Below are 20,517 nucleotides of genomic sequence, written 5' to 3'. Positions count from 1 at the left end.
GGAGGTGATTTTTCTGTTTGCTTTAGAATTTCCTTTTAACGATGAAGAACCCCGTAAATATCTCGCAGCAGCGACTCGGGAAGATCCTTGGAGCATTTCTAGTTCGGTAAATCCCTCTGATCTGCTCAAATATTATGGTTTTGAATTAGCAGACCAGACCCCAGAACAAATTATTAAGCGCTGGGAAAAACAATATGATCCAGATTGGTTTCTACCCGCTATTTTGGAATCTTTATATCAGGGACGCTATAAAGCGATTTCTGTGGAATATATCTTAATATCTTGGCAACGGCGAGGGAAAAAAATTTATCATTTTACTTCAGAATTTGAACGTTTAATTTGTAATAGGTTTCCCCAAAACTTGTTATCAGAAAGTCAAAACAAAGATACATTAATAACAGATAAAACCCCAGAAAGCCATGGATTAGAACCAAATGAAACAGATAAATTATCCCTAAAACATCCTGATTTTCACCAGAAGTTAAAGGGATTTATGGGTGATCCAAAAAAAGAAAAAGCTAAACATCAATCTAGTTCAGTTAATCCGAATCCGTGACATTTTCATAAACTCCTTGATCTCGTTTGACTAACTTCGTAAATCCGGCGTTTTTGTAATCAGCATTAGAAGTAGGAATAGATAGCATCGGCGCACTCACCACCCGACGAACTAGAGCATCTTTAGGAGTATCTCCGAGGTCACAGTTAGCTAACTGACAAACCTCGCCCCAGGTGGTAATCTCGTGGGTATAGGAGTGCATCACTTCTATGGTTTGGTTGTTGCTGGGACAGAAATAATCGTAGATTGGCATAGCAAAGGGTTGGATTTCAATAATGGCAAATTGGTGTGATCCCGATTATGGATAATTTTATCCAAAGTTTTAGGAAATGGGAAGGGGAAAGAAAACCGGATACAATTTTGCCAAAATCGGTGATAATACAAAAGTTGAGGTGATAATTTTAGGTAATTGACTCAACGGGATGCTATAGCAGTTATTGTGGCTATGTTGACAACGGTAAGACTTAATTTAACCACAAAGACACAAAGACACGGAAGTTGTTGTGAACAATAACCTGCTCATTGCTATATCCTTGAACATCTCAGGGAAAATCAGATCAAAATATTTGGTTTTTTGGTACTTATTATGCTAAATTAAATGTAATTAAAAGTGTTAAACAAACTGTCAGATATAGCTGTAAATGAGGATGAATCCATGAGTGATTTTAAGCCAACTCCCGAAACCAATATGACAACCACTCAACTGTTAGACCGCTATCAACTCCATGATGCTAATACCCTCAAAACTTGGGCGAGTTTGCATGGAATTTGTCAACAAAATGATCTATTTGTCCCGGCGGAAGTTGACTTAATTGATCATGTTCATCATCATATTTATAATTTGGGGATGACCGTTGACGAATATCAAAGTTTCTTAAATCATCGCCTAAATCGAGTCCAAACTACCGTAGAAGTTCAACCACCTATTATTGATCAAAATCCCGTTTCTGATCAGATCACAACGGATGCTTCCCAAGCCGTAGAATCTTTGATGGAACAGTATTCTGAAGCGATTGAATTCATGGGGGAAAGAATTGCGGATCATTTCATTGATGAATTGGATTTATCCGTGATGCGTAATTTGGCGAAAAAAGTAAAAGAACGTCAATTATTAAATGGTCAAGTACCTAAACCCAATCGTTTTTTAAGAACCATTCAAGCGGTATTAAAACCGAAAAATAGTCCTTTATTAACTTCACCTTCTCCTGAAGAAAGCACTGTTCAAATGGAAAGTAATCACCGTTTAGGTTGATTAAAAAATAGATGGCGGTTTCAGTTGATGGTTAACCTAATAACTGTCAACCTAAACCCTCAACACCTTGACTAAAACTGACCCCATGGACTCATCTTTAAATTCAAAGAATTTTGTTAAATATTTGTATCAACAGGCTAATTATCATTTAGCTCATCAACAGGTTGATCAAGCACTTTCTATTTGTTTAGCGGCTCTTAATTTAGATCCAGAATATGCACCAATTTCTAAAACTTTAGGGGTAATTTGGCAAATTCAAGAGGATTTTGAACAGGCGGAATTTTGGTATCAAAAAGCCCTGAAATTACAGCCTAATTATGCCGAAGTTTATGGAAATTTAGGAGATGTTTATAGTCAAAAACAAGACTGGGAAACGGCAATTTTCAATTATCGAAAAGCAATTGAATATAATCCTAATCTGGCGGTGAATTATCGAAATTTAGCCAAGGTTTTGATCCAAATTGATCAACAGGATGACGGAGATGAACTCTGGTATAAAGCCTTACATTTAGAACCAAGTTTAGGGACATTTACTGAATATTTGAACTTGGGAAATAGACTATTTCAAAAACAGAAAATTAATCCCGCAATTTTTTGTTATCAGAATGCTATTCAGGCTAACCCTAATGCTTATGAACCCTATCATAACTTAGGAGAAGTTTATATGCAACTCCAACAGTGGGAGAATGCTGTTCAATTTTATAGTCAAGCGGTGGAAAGGAATGATCAACTATTTAATTCCTATATGGGTTTGGCGAATGCTCATAAACAATTAGGAAAATGGGAAAATGCAATTCATTGTTATCAGCGAGTGATAGAATTAAATCCGACCGCCTATTTACCCCATTTTCAAATTGCGGAAATTAAGTTTAAATTACAACAATGGGATGAAGCGATCGCTTATTATCAAGATGCGCTGAAAGTAGAAGATAAAAATCCATTTATCTATTTATCTTTAAGTCGAGCTTATAGTTATAAAAAACAATGGGAAGAAGCGATCGCAGCTTCTCAAAAAGCCCTCCTATTAAGTCCTAATTTACCCCATGCTCATACCCATTTAGGGAACTTTGTATCGGAAATTGGGGAATTAGAAACCGCCATCCAAGCCCATCAAAAATCCCATTACTTAAGGGGATGGAATGCTAGTTTGGAGAAAGATTATCATTTTACCAAAGATTGGTTTAGTGTTAATATTCTCAATTGGGAAAAAGCATTATATTCTTTCGCGAGTATTCCTGAAATTCAAGGCTTAGAAATTGGTAGTTTTCAAGGGATGTCGGCTTGTTGGTTACTGGATCATATTTTAACCCATCCTACGGCAAAAATAACCTGTATTGATTTAAGTTTTAAGCCAGAATTTGATGGGAATATTGCTAAAACCGGAGTAGCTGAAAAAGTAACCAAATTAGAAGGATATTCCCAAGAAATATTATCAACTCTTATTCCTAATACCTACAATTTTGTTTATATTGATGGCTGTCATTTAGCTTCGGTGGTCTTACAGGATGCGTTACTATCTTGGAATTTACTAAAACCGGGAGGAATTATGATTTTTGATGATTATGAATATCGAGATCCTGAACACCCGGAAGAAGATACTCGTAAAGGAATTGATCAATTTCTGAAAACCATCTCTGAGCCTGTAAAAATCATCCATCAAGGCTATCAATTAATGATTCAGAAATGAACTTATCTCAAATCCTATTGACTTTGTATTGATTTTAGATTTAATTGTTTTTTAAAGTCCAGTCGGTTCAGAAATTTCACAGTAAAATAATCAGACGTGAGCGTGTAGATTGGAGGATCAAATTTATGCAAATCAAACTCATTTCGGAAAACACCGTTACCGGGGAGCAGGAAGAACAGGTTTTCAACCTACCCGTGGGGATAGGACGAGATCTCAGTCAACTTCCCGCCAACCTGAATGGCGAAACGGTTTCTCCTGTGGTTTTATTAGATTCTACTCAGCAGGTTTCTAGGTTTCATGCTCAGATTACCTTAGAAAATGGTGTACTTTATCTTGAGGATAAAAGTGCCAATGGCACTGAACTCAACGATAAAAAGCTGCGGAAAGAACGACGCCCGTTAAAAAATGGAGATATACTCAGAATCGGAAACTACACGATTACGGTTATTCTCATCCCACCTGGAGATCCCAATGCGACCGTTGTAATTCAAAGCACTTCAACGATTTTTAATCCCCAATCTCAGGTAGTTTCAGCATCGAATGTCCGGCAGTCAGGGAGTCCTCAATCTTCTATCGCCTTTAACCCCTATACGGGTATTTTAGAACCGCAAACCAGCCCGGCGGTATCGGGTCAACCTCGCAGTTTTCCTGATACTCTCGATTTTTGGAATGAAGAACGGGTTTCCGTTGATAAAATTAGTAATAGTCGAATTCCATGCCGGGAAACAGAATATGTTGCTTGTGGGGGAGGAATGGGCAGTTTTGTCTGGGTTGATATGCTGAGAATTGCTGGAGTTAAACCGGAAAATATTAAGGTTTTGAGCATTCAAGATAAACCTTATAAACGCTATGAAACCTTACTTCGCAATTGCCAAATTCCTCGATATAAACGGATTCGTTCTGGGTCGGATTCCTGTCCTGATAATATTTGGGGATGGCCGGGATACGCCCTAAGAGATGCCTGGAAAGCCGTTTTTTCTGGACAAGCTGGTGCAGCATTAGGATTTTTGTGGCAGATTTTTGCTGAACCTATTTATGCAGATACCTATACTCCTCGTGCTAAAGATGTATTTGAGTCAATGGATCGAGAAGGCGATCGCATTAGTTGGGATAAAATGCTTGAATATGGTAGTATTCGCAGCATTCGGAAAACAGAAGATGGTCGCTATTGTATTGCCTATTGTAGCTCGTCATCGGGTCAGGATAATTACCAATTTTTATTGGCTAAATATGTTCATCTCAGTACGGGTTATCCAGCCATTAAACTGTTAACTGATCTGGAACAATATCGTCGAGAATATCCTGAAGAATCTGGAAAGGAAAAAACAGTGGTTCAAGGTTATGAATCCCATGATTATATTTATCAGAAGTTAGAAAAATATGGCGGCACGGTTGTGATTCGAGGATCGGGAATTGTGGCATCACAAATATTTGAACGGTTGTATGAAGCCCATAAAATCCAGCCTGATATTAAAGTAATTCATTTAAACCGAGAACCTCGCAAGGGCAACCGATTTGAGTCAGCCCAACGCCAGGTTGATAATGATTGGGAATTTCAACCTTTTAACTGGCCTAAAGGGACTTGGGGCGGTGATATGCGGGCTATGTTAGAGGCGGCAGATCCCTTACTACGACGGGAATTATTGCAGGCTTGGGGTGGAACAACAACAGCTAGTCGGAAGAAATGGCGACGCATTGTTGAGCAAGGAAAATCCCAAAATTGGTATAAAATTTGTTATGGTTTAGTGAAAAAATTAGAACGCAATAATCAAGGTTTAGAACTTGAGATCACTGTATTATTAATGATCATGACTCCAACTTTATTCGGACGCTGGCAAACGCGAATTTTTCTATTAGCAACGGTGGGAATTTTAGTTTCTTTGCCTTTTTCTTGGGGATATTTAGGCGTTAAGTCTGATTTTGTTTATTTTTGGATTGTGTTTTATGTGGGTTTATTGGGAATAGCTTGGGATGTATTATATGATTTTCTGCAAAAATATTTTTGGGATCATGATTGGCCAGGAATATTCCAATTTTATGCCGGAGTTGTGGAGGGATTAGTTTTAGCTTTATTAATTGCAAATATCGGTTTACCCAATATTCCTAAAACTGAATTTGATTTAATTACTTTCATTAAAAATTATGGTTTAGTGTGGTTGGCGGTTTATTTATCCGCTTGGGTGATGATGCGGTTATTATTTCCCCGTTGGCGGTTTCGGGGGGGAGAATGGATGGGAAAATGGCCAATTTAACCAACGTAGGTTGGGTTTTATTGCACTCAACCCCAGTCACACAGCGCCCGGAAATAAATTTCGGGCTAAAAGCTCAAACCAGTTAAAAAGGGTTAAAAAAGTAGAGATGTTGTATGCAACGTCTCTACAGCCCGAAATGCGCGTTCAGGGCATTATGACTTAAGTTAACACCAATAAATTTCTAATTAATAAAACGATGAATTACCCAACTCTTACAATTTTAATCACATCTTCAATATTAATACTGGGATTAACAGTTAGTTGTAGTTCTAATCTTAACGTGGAAACTGTTATTTCCAGTCCTCAACCTGCGGTTAATTCAAATTCTAATTTAACCCCACCCCCACCCCAAAATACTCCAAATTCTACGCCATCTGATCGGATTTCGGGAGTATTTTATGCCGAAAATTCCATAGCTTTGAAAGGGTTTGATGTTGTTGCCTATTTTCAACAAGAGCAAGCGATTCCGGGGAATCCTAACTTTAATTATCAATGGGGGAATGTTAATTGGCAATTTTCTACGGCAGAAAATCGAGATTTATTTGTTCAAAATCCTGAAAAATACGTTCCTCAATATGGAGGTTTTTGTGCTTGGGCGGTGAGTCAAGGTTATACCGCACCCATTGACCCGAATGCCTGGAAAATTAAGGAAATTCAAAGTAAATAAATCTACCCCTACTGTCTTTTCCACAATTTAATCGTGGTGTCCCAACTCCCACTGGCTAATGTCCGACCATCGGGACTGAAGGCTACAGAATAGACTACATCTGAATGTCCGGTGAGAGTGGCAATTTGCCCTTGGCTCTGCACATCCCACAATTTAATCGTCGTGTCCAAACTCCCACTGGCTAATGTCCGACCATCGGGACTGAAGGCTACAGACCTGACAAAATGTGAATGTCCGGTGAGAGTAGCAATTTGCCCTTGGCCCTGCACATCCCACAATTTAATCGTCGTGTCATCACTCCCACTGGCTAATGTCCGACCATCGGGACTGAAGGCTACAGACCCGACAAAATCTGAATGTCCGGTGAGAGTAGCAATTTGCTGTTGCTTCTGCACATCCCACAATTTAATCGTGTTGTCCCCACCCCCACTGGCTAACGTCCGACCATCGGGACTGAAGGCTACAGACCAGACTACATCTGAATGTCCGGTGAGAGTAGCAATTTGCCGTTGGCTCTGCACATCCCACAATTTAATCGTCCCGTCCACACTCCCACTAGCTAACATCCGACCATCGGGACTGAAGGCTACAGAGTTGACCCAACTTGAATGTCCGGTGAGAGTAGCAATTTGCCGTTGGCTCTGCACATCCCACAATTTAATCGTCTTGTCCTCACCCCCACTGGCTAACCTCCGACCATCGGGACTAAAGGCTACAGAGTAGACAGATCCTGAATGTCCGGTGAGAGTAGCAATTTGCTCTTGGCTCTGCACATCCCACAATTTAATCGTCGTGTCCGAACTCCCACTGGCTAACGTCCGACCATCGGGACTGAAGGCTACAAACTCGACATCATCTGAATGTCCGTTGAGACTCGAAACCAGGGTGGGGTTTTGCCAGGAAATTTGGGCTGCGGGGTTGGGGGATGTTGTTGTGGGTGGCGGTGTTATTTGAGTAATTACAATTACAATAATTGTTAAAACAATTGCTAAAATTAATAAAGTTCGAGGTTGGGATTGACTGATAATTCTTGTTGTCTTAGCATTCTTATTCCTAGAATAACCATTAGGTGTTGGAGCCTGATTTTTATTATTTAGAGCAGTTATCACATCCCTTGCCGACTGAAACCGATGACTAGGATCAGGTTTGAGCATTTTATCTAAAATATTAGCTAAATCCTGATTAACGCCAGGAGATATAGATCTCCAATTCCATTTGAGAGTATAAGTATCGCGTAAATTTTGTGGATGTTGATTAGTCAGTAATTGAACACAAGAAGCCGCCAGTGCGTATAAATCACTGGATGGATAAACTTGTTGTCCAGGTTTTTGTTCTGGTGGCGCATATCCCTCACACCCAAACACTAGAGATTTTTCTGGAGATATTACTCCTCGGGTGACTTGTTTAACTGCACCAAAATCAATTAAATAAAGCTTTTGATTATCCTGACGGCGAATAATATTACTCGGTTTAATATCCCGGTGAATCATTTTTTGATCGTGAATAAACTCTAATGTCGGTAAAATTTGCTCCAAGATTTCTAAAATCTGGGTTTCTGAAAAACGACCTTGTTTCTCTAATTCCTGACTTAAATCTTGACCTTTAATATATTGTTGAACTAAATAATTGCAATCTTGTGAAATATAGGAATTAAATTGGGGTGCTGTTAAGATAAAATAATCGTAGAGGTCAGGAATTTGCAGGTGATTTCCATGTAATTCTGCCAAAGCTTTAGCTTCCCGTTCAAAAGCTTTTTTAATACCTTCAACCTCTTTCGGTGTGTAACGCGGTTGAATTTCTAATCGCTTTACTACACAGTACCGTTGATTAATTGAATCTAAATCAACGGATACAAAAGTGGCTCCAAATCCTCCTTTTCCCAAGGCTTGGAAGGGTTGATAATGTCGTCCCTTTGCAGTTAAGATTAAGGGCATCCCACAAGTACGACAAAACAGTTGCCTTTCTGGGGTTATATTATATTGGAAGTCGGGGAAATGGTTATGAGGGTTAGGGCAACCGGGACGAGTGCAATAGATATTCATATTCAGGATTTTTTGAGTTGATGTCAAAAATATAGCAATCCCAGGTTAATTATAATCGTTAAAGTAGTATTTTAGTCGGTGTGTGGTACAAGTCAACTAAATAGTCCTAGTCCCACTAACGCCAGGAAACCCACTTATAAAGGTTTTTAAGGCAGAAACCGGGTTTCTGTCATCAGCTTTGTTGAATCATCAAAAGATAGTTGAAGAAACCCGGTTTCTGAGGGTTTCTGGTGGTTAAATTAATCCGATCTCCCGTACTTCTACTTAGAAATAAGAGTAGAATGAAACGGAGCGATCACTATGCACAAACACTTACTCTATTCTGTGAATTGAGTATAAATTAAATATAGAATCTTGACTAATAATATAAATATTTTCAACGATACTTTGTGCAATTAACAATCGATCAAAGGGATCTTTATGATAAAAAGGTAATTGACAAACCAAGTTTAAATGACTCAGTTTAATTTGTAGTAAATTAAAATCTTCTAGCTGGAGTTTTTCTGCTATATAGTGCTCTAATGATACCGATAAAGTTAGTTTTCCTTGACTTTGCTTAATTGCCATCTCCCAAACGCTTGCCACACTAATATATTTGATGTTGTTTATATCTTCAATTAAATTTCGCGCCGTCCCATTGAGTTTTTCATTCCCTGAGAAAAACCAAATCAGTGCATGAGTATCTAATAAAACTTGCATTTCTAATCTTGAAATTCTTCTAAAGGATCATCAAAATCATCAGTAATAGAAATAATTCCTTTATCTGTTCCAAATAAAGCCGGACGTTGAGATTGTTTTTGCCGAAATAAAACCAATTTCAACAAAGGTTTTTTATTTTCTGTAATAATAATTTCTTCTCCATTTAAAGCTAAATCAAATAATTCCGAAATTTGTGAAATTGCCTGTGTAATTTCTATGGAAGACATAGCCATCTAGTGGAACGCCATTATTTACCCATTATAGCAGAAAATTTATATTTTCTCCTCGTACTTTTTATTCTCTGGTAATATCCCGAAGCCGGAAGAAAGATGTGCTTGCTTTTTTGTTGAAGTTGCGATCGCACAATTTGACACCTATTTTAAAAAACAATATAATTCCTACTATCCTCTGAATTAATATTATGGATACAAAACAGAGCGCATCCTTTCAAACAGGTTTCTCTCTTTATGAACAAGACTTTTATGGATGGACACAGCAACAAGCCAAACTGTTACGGGAAGGCGCATTAGATCACCTTGATATTATCAATTTGGCTGAGGAGATTCAATCTTTGGGAAAGCAACAACGCCAGGAGTTAAAAAACCGTTTAGGAATTTTACTCGGTCATTTACTCAAGTGGCAGTTTCAACCCAATAAACGCTCTAAAAGTTGGTTTGTGACCCTGCGCGAACAACGCCGAGAGATTGGCTATTTATTAACAGAAAATCCCAGTTTAAAACCCTATCTTCCTGAAGCATTACACAAAGGTTATCAAAGTGGCATTGACTTAGCTGTACGCGAAACCTCCCTGAATGATCAGGATTTTCCCACGGAATGTCCCTATACCCTAGACCAAGTTTTAGACACTAACTTTTTCCCAGGAGAACCTTCTGAACACTTTCACCAACCAGAATATAGATAATAAGCAGGTTATTATTAACAATTCCTTTGTGTCTTGGTGTCTTGGTGGTTAAATTGATCCTCAAGGCTATAAATTAATGATTCAAAAGTAGGAGCGAGGATCAAGATTAATTTAACCACGAAGACACAAAGACACAGAGAATTTATCGACTATTCCTATCTCTTTTCTTCAAACTTTGCTAAACTAATTTTAGGAAAAGTAAATAGTTGAATCATTCGGAGTTTCATGTTAGAGATTACTTCCTCAGCGAACACCCAGATGGAAACCATGCCATATTCCGCCCCCAAGGGTAACGAAAAAGCTCCTCAATTCCAGGGGTTTGCCAAACGGCATCTAGGCCCCAATCCTGTTGAGATTCAACAAATGTTAGAATTGTTGGGGGTTTCTAGTTTAGAAACTTTAATTGATCAAACAATTCCTTCAACTATTCGCCTCAATTATAGCTTAAAATTACCAGAAGCTCAAACCGAATATGCGGCTTTAAATCAATTAAAAGCGATCGCATCTCAAAATCAAGTTTATCGTTCTTTTATTGGCATGGGATATTCCGATTGTATCACACCCGGAGTGATTCAAAGAAATATCCTAGAAAATCCCGGTTGGTATACGGCTTATACCCCCTATCAGGCTGAAATTGCCCAAGGTCGTTTAGAAGCCTTACTAAACTTTCAAACCCTAATTATCGACTTAACTGGATTAGAAATAGCTAACGCTTCTTTACTCGATGAAGCTACGGCCGCCGCCGAAGCCATGAGTCTAAGTTATGCGGTTTCTAAAACCAAAGCTACGGGATTTTTTGTCTCCCAAGATTGTCACCCTCAAACCATTGACGTAGTTAAAACCCGTGCGATTCCCCTAGGCATTGAGATTATTATTGGAGATCATCATACCTTTGATTTTAGCACATCTATCTTTGGATGTCTACTACAATATCCTACTACTGATGGCACAATTTATGACTATCGTAACTTCATAGAAACCGCCCATAAACATAACGCTTTAGTTACAGTGGCGGCGGATATTTTAAGTTTAACCCTATTAACACCTCCTGGGGAATTAGGAGCAGATATTGCCGTCGGAAGTACCCAACGGTTGGGGGTTCCATTGGGTTATGGCGGCCCCCATGCGGCCTATTTTGCTACCAAAGAAACCTATAAACGCAACGTCCCCGGTCGGATGGTTGGTGTTTCTAAAGATGCCCAAGGAAACCCGGCGTTAAGGTTAGCTTTACAAACCCGTGAGCAACATATTCGCCGCGATAAAGCTACCAGTAATATTTGTACAGCCCAGGTATTATTAGCGGTAATTGCTAGTTTGTATGCGGTATATCATGGGCCGTCTGGACTTCAAGAAATCGCCCAAAATATCCATCAGTTAACCCTAACCTTAGCAGAAGGGTTAAAACGGTTAGGCTATTCCATCGGAACAGAACCCTTTTTTGATACAATTAAAGTAGAATTAGGGGAAAAATCCTTAACGGAAATTCTGTTAGCATCCCAAACCAAAGAAATTAATCTCCGAGTGATTAATGATCAAATCGTTGGTATTAGTTTAGATGAAACCACCACAATTCAAGATGTGATTGATTTATGGGAAATCTTTGCCGAATCTGAATTAAATTTTACGGTTGAAGATGTTTTAAACCCATCAGAAAACCTCACCGCATTTACCCGAAAATCTGCCTATTTAACCCATCCGGTTTTCAACAGTTACCATTCAGAAACCGAACTTCTGCGCTATATTCATCGTTTAGAAACTAAGGATTTATCCTTAACTACTTCCATGATTCCTTTGGGTTCCTGTACAATGAAACTTAACGCCACTGCGGAGATGATTCCGGTAACTTGGCCGGAATTTGGAAAACTCCATCCTTTCGCCCCAAAAGAGCAAACCCATGGCTATCAAATTCTGTTTGAACAATTAGAAAACTGGTTGGGTGAAATAACAGGATTTGCCGGAATTTCTTTACAACCAAATGCAGGTTCCCAGGGAGAATATGCTGGATTATTAGTAATTCGCCACTACCACGAAAGTCGGGGAGAAATTCACCGCAATATCTGTTTAATTCCCGAATCTGCCCACGGTACAAACCCGGCTAGTGCTGTGATGTGCGGGTTTAAAGTAGTTCCTGTTGCTTGTGATGATCAAGGCAATATTAATATTGATGACTTGCAAGCAAAAGCCGAAAAACATCAAGAAAGTTTAGCAGCATTAATGATAACATATCCTTCAACCCACGGTGTCTTTGAAACCGGAATTGAAGATATTTGTAATATCATTCACAGCAACGGCGGACAGGTTTATATGGATGGGGCAAATATGAACGCCCAAGTCGGGTTATGTCGCCCCGGGGATTTTGGCGCCGATGTCTGTCACCTCAACCTGCATAAAACCTTCTGTATTCCCCACGGGGGCGGTGGGCCAGGAATGGGGCCAATTGGGGTAGCCTCCCATTTAGTTCCCTTCCTCCCCGGTCATGGGGTCGTAGACATCCAGGGAAGTCAAACTGGGGCCGTTTCCGCCGCTCCTTGGGGGAGTGCGAGTATCTTGGTGATTTCTTGGATGTATATTGCCATGATGGGGCCAAAGGGATTAACAGAAGCGACAAAACTGGCAATTTTAAATGCTAATTATATTGCCAGTCGTTTAGATAAATATTACCCGATTTTGTACAAGGGAAATCAGGGATTTGTTGCCCATGAATGTATTTTAGATTTGCGGGGCGTGAAGAAATCTGCGGGTATTGAAGTTGATGATATTGCTAAACGATTAATGGACTATGGATTCCATGCGCCCACGGTATCCTGGCCAGTAGCGGGAACTATGATGGTGGAACCGACTGAAAGCGAATCTAAAGCCGAATTAGATCGGTTTTGTGATGCGATGATTGCCATTTATCAGGAGATTTCCGAGATAGAATCGGGGGCGATGGATGCCACTAATAATATGTTAAAAAATGCTCCCCATACGGCAATTTCATTACTGTGTGGTGAATGGAATCATCCCTATTCCCGTGAACAAGCGGCCTATCCCGCCCCCTGGACAAAAGAACATAAATTCTGGCCGTCTGTGGGACGAATTGATAATGCTTTTGGCGATCGCAATTTTATCTGTTCCTGCTTACCAATGGATGCTTATGAGTAATTGAAATCATCCCCCGTTAATCTTTGATAAGTAGTTGCACAAAATAAATTACCTAGTTGAGAGAGGGAACAGCCCCCCCAAACCCCCCGTGCACGGGGGGCTAGGGGCAGGGCTGTTTCATGTTTGAAAATTATAGCCTACTTTTGGGTCATAATTCTCAAACATGATAGCTATTTTCCGAATAATTAATATTTCATATAATTGCTATATTAATATTAATTATAGGAGGTATTATCTAAGCAGCATAAATATTCTTATTCCCTATGGAGTAAGACTTACATTCCCGATTTTTATCTATTTTTCCTAAATTAATTGCTCTATTTTTTCATTTTTAACCTTCGGATTAAGAGATAGCCACTAATTTCTCCCAATGATTTCCTAACCACCTTCTTCCCTCTGTTATTGACAAAAATCCTAAACCTCTGAAAATATTCAATCCTAGGGTGTTGAGCAGTGCCCAATTAGTCGCGGCTTGTACTTGATGAATTTTCATACTATCCTCTTTAAATAACACATCTTTTACCCAATGAACTTGATTCTCAATCCCCCAATGCCCTTTAATTTTTTTGGAAAAAAAATCCGCCTTTTCCCAGATACTACTTATATAATAAACCGTTTCTCTATAAGGCTTTTTTCCTCTGTATCCCCACCTTTCTACCTGAATTATACTTTGAATATGTTCCCAAGGGCTTTCAATTTTTATCGAATTTTTAAACACTGATACCCGACGAGTTATTTCTCGTCCATGACCCCTCTCTTTTTGAGTATCTATACTTTCAGCTTTCGTCGTTTTTGTAATTTTTTCAATTTGATTATACAGTTTGATTTGATTCTTTTTAACCGCGATTAAATAATCGTTTTCACTCTCGATAATCTTTCGGACTGTGGTGACATTACAATGTAACGCATCCGCAGTTATTAACTTTCCTTTTAGACCACATTCTTCTATTATCCCTTGGGCTACAGCTTGTTCTGAACCGGTTTTACTCTCGAACTTTTCCGTCGCTAATACTAATCCGGTTTCTTGACTAAATAGAGATACCATTATTACCATGTTTTGCTGCTGATTGCCTGGGTCTTTTACCGTACTTCTTAAACTTTTTCCATCTATTGCTAATCCCTCTATTCCCTTTAATTTAGGAGAATTCTCTCTTGACCATTCTTTTACTATTTTGCTTAAATCCTTCTCGTCTACTCCTCTCATCACCCTCCTTATTGTTGAATAAGATGGCATTCCTTGGCTATAGATATTGAATGTTCTTTTCAGGATAACTTCGTTGGCTTTGACAAAATATTCCATCTCTCGATATCCTTGATGCCCTGACATCACCCCTAAAACTACTACTAATAGCACTTCCCATAAACTATACCTTTTTCCCTGATTTTTTCGGAAATCCTTGACTTCTTTTAAATTTTCTATTAAACTTGTTAGCATCTTTATTTTAGAAAAAAATGGTGATCGCTCTCCATTTTATCAGGTGGCGATCGCTCTTTCTTTACTCTTTTTCACCTGACTTTGAAACAGCCCTGGGGCTAGGGGGGGAGGGAACAGGGTAGAGGATGTGTAATTAATTTTGTTCAGGTACTTATGACGGGGGATGCTTAAATTTACTTTTGTTTGCGCCGAGGAATTAAGGGAGGTTTTGCAGGTTCATAAGACTTTAATCCTCCATCTCCCGTCAGAATTTCGACTTCATAACCCGACTTTGCATAATAATCTGCAACTCGCTTAATACTTGCATCTCCGAGGGATAATTTTTGCGTGGCTAACTGAGGAAATTCATCCGCCAGTTGTTTAATTTGTTCAGAATTCCATAACTCTGACTGTTGGGTAAATGCAGCCCAAGGGGTTTGATTATCAGCCGTTAATTTCATTAATTCTGCTAATTTTAGAGCAGTTTCATATCGTAGATTAGAAGATTGAGCGATATGATTTCCCGTTTCAATAATAGAAGCTAAGGGTAAAACAAACGTTGTTTTTAATTTTTCTTCTCGTTGTAAAATTTTCTCAACTTTGGCTTTATTCCAAAAATTTTCTTTTGAACCACAGGTTTCTTTACCTGGAACTCCTAACCAAACACAAAGGATAGAAGTATCAAAAATCAATACTTTTATCATAAATTCTATTCGTTATGTTTAGCTAAACTTTTTTCTAATAATCCCTGTTGAGTGATTTTTCCTAAAGATCCCGAAGCCATTAATTTAGGTAAATTTTCAATTTCATCTAGGGGAATTAACTGGCTTTCTCCGGTATCTTGATCTCGATAAGCAACCATAACAAAAGGAATAAAATCAGGGGTTAATTCATCCATTAAAGCCGGGTTATGAGTTGTGACTAAAATATCGATATTCCGTTTTTTTCCTATTTCCTTTAACATTTTCAACAGCAAACCAGCCCGAGAAGGATGTAAACCATTATCAACTTCTTCAATCACAATTAAACTACCTTCGGGACGAGTTAATAAAGCCGTTAAAATCGCTAAAAATCTTAATGTTCCATCGGACATTCCTCTCGCATCCACTAATAAAGGTTCTTGATTTTCACCCCATTTTTCTTCACAATATAACATGGCATCACTGCCTAATCTTCCCACAGGTTCCGCCCAAACTCGTTGTAAATCTCCTTCAGGAAGTTGGGATAAATAATTGAGTAAAGTTTGTTCTATTTTTTCTTTTTCTGGTTCAGGAAGGGCGGCTAAAACTCCAGCAATATTTGAGCCATCTTGTTCTAAAATTTTTGATAGGGGAGAATAGTCTCTCATATTCTGAGGAATTGGGTTAATAATAAATATTTTTTTGAGAACTTCTAAAACCGTATTTTCTGATGAGTTATTAATTCCATTATTATCATTGGATTTAATTAATTTTATAAATTCATTAATTAATTGTATTTTAGGTTCTATTTCACTTGTAATACTATAAAGACAATCAAATTCAACTTTCTCATCTTCCTGTTTATATTCTCCACTAATAACTGCTTCTAAGGTAAACTGAGTTTCAGGTTTTCTAACTACCCATTCTAACCCTCCTCGAATTCCTGGGGTATGACTATCACCAATTAAAGCAGATTCTAAGGATTTTGCTTCGGGAATACGACTTAAAAAATCCAAAGCATCAATAATATTAGATTTGCCACTAGAATTAGTTCCAATTAAAATAGTAATTGGATCTATATATAAGGTTGCTTCTTTAAAACTTTTCCAGTTTTTTAAGTTAATTTGCTTCAGCATTAGGAATGTTTTTATAGTTTAATTATTTTTCTAATTCAGGATAGATGTCTCTAACTTATAGTGTATCATAGTAGGTTGATGCGATCGCAACTTCTCAAACCATGAATCAATCCCCTATTATTCCAAGCCTTAGTGATTTGATAGAACCACTCATAAAAGCTCTAAAAACTTTAGGTGGTTCTGGAACTGTTCAGGAAATTTATGATAAAGTCTGCGAACTTGGAAATTTTTCAGATGTTCAACAAAATATACTACATAAACAAGGGCCGAATACCGAAATAGCTTATCGTTTAGCTTGGGCTAGAACTAACTTAAGAATTTATGGCGCATTAGAAAATGTACGTCGAGGGGTCTGGTCTTTAACCGAAAAAGGACGTAACCTCGAAGCAATTGATATTACAGAAATTAATAAAGTTGTTCAGAAATCAACACAACAGAAATCTCAATTAATTTCAGGAAATAAAAATGATCAAGAAATAAAAATTACTCCCTCTAATATTGATTTTACGAATAATACGTCAGAGCATGAGTTTATAAAAATTAACGATCAAATTCCTATTGACTCAGATATTTGGACAGAAAAACTCTTGAAAATTTTACAACAAATTCCTCCCGATAGTTTTGAAAGATTATGTCAACGAATTTTAAGAGAATCTGGCTTTATTAAAGTTGAAGTAACCGGAAGAAAAGGAGATGGGGGAATTGATGGAATTGGAGTCTTAAAAATTGCCTTATTGAGTTTTCAAGTATTCTTTCAATGTAAACGTTATACGGGTTCCGTTGGCCCTTCTGAAATTCGAGATTTCCGAGGTGCTATGGTAGGAAGAACCGATAAAGGTTTATTTTTAACCACAGGAACTTTTACCAGTTCAGCCAAACAAGAAGCCACCCGTGACGGTGCGCCTGTATTAGATTTAATTGATGGGGAACAACTTTGTCAAATTCTCAAAGATTTGAATTTAGGAGTCGAAACAAAAATGATTGAGGTGGTTGAAATTGATCAAAATTGGTTTAATCATTTATAATTGCTATACTATAATTAAATACTAACTCAACCCTAAAACACTTTACCTATTCTCGATTATGCTTGTATTTTTTATTCATGGTGTCGCCACAAGAGATGCTTGCTACTCATCAAATTTACAACAAATTATCAAAACAGAATTTAGTCAACGGGGAGAAAAAAATCCTCATTTTTATGCTAGTTTTTGGGGTTCTGCCTTAACAGATATGGGGAAAATATGGAATGGGATTGATGAAGATTTAGCACACGCTAAAAAGAAATATTCTAAAAGTGATAGTGAAGAGTTTTTGAAATATCGATCGTTTAGAGAAGGTTTCTTTTCTCAATTTATGGGGGATTTCTTTACCTATATGAATCCTGATAAGGGTCGAAAAATTCGCAAAACCATCGCTGAACAACTCTATGATTTTATCGAGGAAAACCCTAATAATTCTGAACTTCATATTGTTGCCCATTCGTTAGGAACTGTGATTTTATGGGATATTTTATTTTCAGATCGATTTTCAGCGAAAGACCCCGCTTTATCGATTCGAGCTATGATTCGAGAATTGGAAAATCAGACAGATGTAAAACTTAAAAATCAGGTTAATTTGAAGAGTATCACCCTTATGGGTTCGCCCATTTTATTGATTAACATGATGTTAGATGTGCGTCCCGAAAAAGTCGAGCAATTTGCTCATTCCTATTCTTCTGAACAGCCTTTAAGATGGCTTAATTTAATTCATGGTTCCGACTTAATGGCTTATCCTTTAAAAGCGAATTTACATCTGGCTGAAAATAGTTATCTAAAATTTGAAGATGAGTATTTATTAGAGGATGTTAACTGGGTTGAAAAAATAGCTAGAAGTTTAGGTCAAAATGACTTAGCAATGGCTGTGAGTTCTAGTGATGCCCATAATAGTTATTGGAATTGTCCTCACACTGCTAGATTAATTACTAATAATATTTTGAATCAACTTGACAATAATGGTTTAGTCTAAAAAAAAATATTAAATCTCAAAACAAAAATGATTGAAGTGGTTGAAATTGATCATGATTGGTTTAATCATTTATAATTGCTATACTATAATTAAATACTAACTCAACCCTAAAACACTTTACCTATTCTCGATTATGCTTGTATTTTTTATTCATGGTGTCGCCACCAGAGATGCTTGCTACTCATCAAATTTACAACAACTGATCAAAACAGAATTTAGTCACCGGGAAGAAAAGAATCCTCATTTTTATGCTAGTTTTTGGGGTTCTGCTTTAACAGATATGGGAAAAATATGGAATGGTATTGATGAGGATTTAGCAGCCGTTAAAAAGAAATATCCTAAAATTGCTAGTGAAGAGATTTTTCGATATCGAACCTTTAGAGAAGGCTTATTTTCTCAATTTCTTGGAGATTTCTTTACCTATATGAATCCTGATAAGGGTCGAGAAATTCGCAAAACAATCGCTCAACAACTCTATAATTTTATTAAGGAAAACCCGAATGATTCTGAACTTCATATTGTTGCCCATTCGTTAGGAACTGTGATTCTATGGGATATTTTATTTTCAGATCGATTTTCAGCGAAAGATCCCGCTTTATCTATTCGAGCTATGATTCGAGAATTGGAAAATCAGACAGATGTGAAACTTAAAAATCAGGTTAATTTGAAGAGTATCACCCTTATGGGTTCGCCCATTTTATTGATTAACATGATGTTAGATGTGCGTCCCGAAAAAGTCAATCAATTTGCTCATTCCTATTCTTCTGAACAGCCTTTAAGATGGCTCAATTTAATTCATGCTTCGGACTTAATTGCCTATCCTTTAAAAGCAAGTTTACATCTAGCTGAAAATAGTTGTCTGAAATTTACAGATGAGTATTTATTAGAGGATGTTAACTTGGCTGAAAAAACAGCTAGAAGTTTAGGCCAACCTGACTTAGCAATGGTTTTAGGTTCTAGTGATGCCCATAGTAATTATTGGAATTGTTCTCAAACTGCTCGATTAATTACTAATAATATTTTGAATCAACAAAAAGTGATTTTTCAAAATTTCTTAAAAACCGTAATTCACCATTTATCTCAAGTTAAGGGGATGACACCTATATCTCAAGTGATGGGAATTCAACGCAATTATAATAACTATAATATTTCAAAGGCAGATCTTTATTTAAAATTTCCTGATAAAAGTGGGAAAATTTATTTATTTGTTAATGCTATTAACGTGCATCATGTTTATGTATTAGATAGTGATGATCAACTTCAATTCGGTGGCTATGTGGGTTGGATAGATCAGGAAGGGTTAATCAAAAAACTAGAGTTAATCAAGGGTTTGATGATTAACCGTTAATTTATCTAATTGTAAGCGATTTATTTGAACCCACAATTAAAGCTCTTAATGCTTTAGAAAGTTAATCTTAAGCAACGGAACTTTCAACCCCTCTGAATAATGCGATCGCACTAAACACCAAAAACAAACAACCCCCAATAATAGTAATCGTCCGTTCCGATAATCTTCCGGCTATTAATTTCCCTCCTAAGACCGCAATAGCCGCACAAATAGTATGGCCGACAATTCCCCCCATAATCACCCCTATCGGGTTATGAAAGGTCGCTAAGGCAATCGTCGCAATTTGAGTGCGATCGCCCCATTCTGCCACAAAAGTTAATATAAAAGATTCTAATAAAATTTTCCATTTAGTTTTGCCTTTAGCAAACTTACTATCTGCTTTTTCTACCGCTTCTACCGCTTCTACCTGTTCGTCATTTGTACCCAATTCCTTGGGCATTTTACTAGCATCATACAAGAGTTTTACCCCAAACAGAGCAAACAAAATAATCTCGGCATAATGAATATAAATCTGAGGTAAAAAGGAAAATATCTGTCCCACCGCCACGGAAATAACTGTCATCGTTGCCAAGGCAGCGACTACTCCAGCAAATACAACTTTTCTGTTATATTTTGATGATAAAATAACCGCAATAAAAAATGTTTTATCCCCAAGTTCCGAAATAGTAATCAGTAAGAGTGCAGCCGTAAAAGCAGTGAGCATAATTTTAATAG

18 protein-coding genes are annotated in these 20,517 nt (G+C 37.6%); 10 read left to right on the top strand and 8 right to left on the bottom strand.

The annotated features are described in order from the left end of the window. Positions 1-4 precede the first annotated feature (4 nt). Positions 5-556, top strand: a complete 552-nt coding sequence (locus tag NMG86_RS00230; RefSeq protein WP_051340323.1) for a hypothetical protein — start codon at positions 5-7, stop codon at positions 554-556. Here the strand turns inward: NMG86_RS00230 and NMG86_RS00225 are convergent. After that, a complete protein-coding gene (locus NMG86_RS00225) occupies positions 540-809 on the bottom strand; it encodes an FmdB family zinc ribbon protein (RefSeq protein WP_026788164.1) in 270 nt (89 codons plus the stop codon). The genes NMG86_RS00230 and NMG86_RS00225 overlap by 17 nt on opposite strands. A gap of 402 nt (positions 810-1,211) precedes the next feature. Between NMG86_RS00225 and NMG86_RS00220 the strand changes: the two genes are divergently transcribed. The 4 genes from NMG86_RS00220 to NMG86_RS00205 all read left to right on the top strand — a co-directional run bounded on the left by NMG86_RS00220 (position 1,212) and on the right by NMG86_RS00205 (position 6,414). After that, entirely contained in the window at positions 1,212-1,808 is a 597-nt protein-coding gene (locus tag NMG86_RS00220) for a hypothetical protein (protein WP_026796745.1), read from the top strand. 67 nt (positions 1,809-1,875) lie between these two features. Further along, positions 1,876-3,495, top strand: a complete 1,620-nt coding sequence (locus tag NMG86_RS00215) for a tetratricopeptide repeat protein (RefSeq protein ID WP_148292405.1) — start codon at positions 1,876-1,878, stop codon at positions 3,493-3,495. 125 nt (positions 3,496-3,620) lie between these two features. Beyond that, positions 3,621-5,747, top strand: coding sequence for an FHA domain-containing protein (locus tag NMG86_RS00210; protein WP_337587920.1), 2,127 nt, complete (start codon positions 3,621-3,623; stop codon positions 5,745-5,747). 196 nt (positions 5,748-5,943) lie between these two features. Then, a complete protein-coding gene (locus NMG86_RS00205; protein ID WP_043939470.1) occupies positions 5,944-6,414 on the top strand; it encodes a YHS domain-containing (seleno)protein in 471 nt (156 codons plus the stop codon). Positions 6,415-6,422: 8 nt separating this feature from the next. Here the strand turns inward: NMG86_RS00205 and NMG86_RS00200 are convergent, their stop codons facing one another. The 3 genes from NMG86_RS00200 to NMG86_RS00190 all read right to left on the bottom strand — a co-directional run bounded on the left by NMG86_RS00200 (position 6,423) and on the right by NMG86_RS00190 (position 9,388). Then, complete coding sequence (locus NMG86_RS00200; RefSeq protein ID WP_237747570.1) at positions 6,423-8,456, bottom strand: serine/threonine-protein kinase; 2,034 nt, start codon at positions 8,454-8,456, stop codon at positions 6,423-6,425. 312 nt (positions 8,457-8,768) lie between these two features. Next, entirely contained in the window at positions 8,769-9,155 is a 387-nt protein-coding gene (locus NMG86_RS00195; protein WP_026796742.1) for a type II toxin-antitoxin system VapC family toxin, read from the bottom strand. Positions 9,156-9,157: 2 nt separating this feature from the next. Then, positions 9,158-9,388 (bottom strand): type II toxin-antitoxin system Phd/YefM family antitoxin, encoded by a 231-nt coding sequence (locus NMG86_RS00190; protein WP_233423098.1) that lies wholly within the window; start codon positions 9,386-9,388, stop codon positions 9,158-9,160. 188 nt (positions 9,389-9,576) lie between these two features. Between NMG86_RS00190 and NMG86_RS00185 the strand changes: the two genes are divergently transcribed. Both NMG86_RS00185 and gcvP read left to right on the top strand, forming a co-directional pair. Continuing rightward, positions 9,577-10,077 (top strand): DUF29 domain-containing protein, encoded by a 501-nt coding sequence (locus NMG86_RS00185; protein WP_042154484.1) that lies wholly within the window; start codon positions 9,577-9,579, stop codon positions 10,075-10,077. 258 nt (positions 10,078-10,335) lie between these two features. Next, a complete protein-coding gene (gcvP, locus tag NMG86_RS00180; protein ID WP_420884295.1) occupies positions 10,336-13,221 on the top strand; it encodes an aminomethyl-transferring glycine dehydrogenase in 2,886 nt (961 codons plus the stop codon). A gap of 343 nt (positions 13,222-13,564) precedes the next feature. Here gcvP and NMG86_RS00175 read toward each other — a convergent pair whose 3' ends face one another. The 3 genes from NMG86_RS00175 to NMG86_RS00165 form a co-directional block, all read right to left on the bottom strand. Next, positions 13,565-14,656 carry an ISAs1-like element ISPlr1 family transposase gene (locus NMG86_RS00175; RefSeq protein WP_026795269.1) on the bottom strand — a complete coding sequence of 364 codons (1,092 nt, stop codon included), beginning with the start codon at positions 14,654-14,656 and terminating at the stop codon, positions 13,565-13,567. 173 nt (positions 14,657-14,829) lie between these two features. Then, positions 14,830-15,339, bottom strand: coding sequence for a hypothetical protein (locus NMG86_RS00170; RefSeq protein ID WP_026788157.1), 510 nt, complete (start codon positions 15,337-15,339; stop codon positions 14,830-14,832). 5 nt (positions 15,340-15,344) lie between these two features. Next, the gene (locus tag NMG86_RS00165; RefSeq protein ID WP_026788156.1) at positions 15,345-16,451 is read right to left on the bottom strand and encodes an AAA family ATPase; all 1,107 of its coding nucleotides are present in this window, start codon (positions 16,449-16,451) and stop codon (positions 15,345-15,347) included. Positions 16,452-16,552: 101 nt separating this feature from the next. On the opposite strand from NMG86_RS00165, the gene NMG86_RS00160 reads away from it, so the two are divergent. The 3 genes from NMG86_RS00160 to NMG86_RS00150 all read left to right on the top strand — a co-directional run bounded on the left by NMG86_RS00160 (position 16,553) and on the right by NMG86_RS00150 (position 19,803). Continuing rightward, complete coding sequence (locus tag NMG86_RS00160) at positions 16,553-17,476, top strand: restriction endonuclease (RefSeq protein ID WP_043938944.1); 924 nt, start codon at positions 16,553-16,555, stop codon at positions 17,474-17,476. 58 nt (positions 17,477-17,534) lie between these two features. After that, complete coding sequence (locus tag NMG86_RS00155) at positions 17,535-18,455, top strand: alpha/beta hydrolase family protein (protein ID WP_043938945.1); 921 nt, start codon at positions 17,535-17,537, stop codon at positions 18,453-18,455. 133 nt (positions 18,456-18,588) lie between these two features. Beyond that, positions 18,589-19,803: a hypothetical protein gene (locus NMG86_RS00150; RefSeq protein WP_026796739.1), complete on the top strand. Its 1,215-nt coding sequence runs from the start codon at positions 18,589-18,591 to the stop codon at positions 19,801-19,803. Positions 19,804-19,870: 67 nt separating this feature from the next. On the opposite strand, the gene NMG86_RS00145 is transcribed toward NMG86_RS00150, so the two are convergent. Further along, positions 19,871-20,506, bottom strand: coding sequence for a TMEM165/GDT1 family protein (locus tag NMG86_RS00145; RefSeq protein ID WP_026788153.1), 636 nt, complete (start codon positions 20,504-20,506; stop codon positions 19,871-19,873). Between the last annotated feature and the right edge of the window lie 11 nt (positions 20,507-20,517).

Origin of the sequence: Planktothrix rubescens CCAP 1459/22 (assembly GCA_904830895.1) — a bacterium.
Lineage (GTDB): Bacteria > Cyanobacteriota > Cyanobacteriia > Cyanobacteriales > Microcoleaceae > Planktothrix > Planktothrix agardhii.
This window is presented reverse-complemented; position numbering and strand designations above follow the sequence as displayed.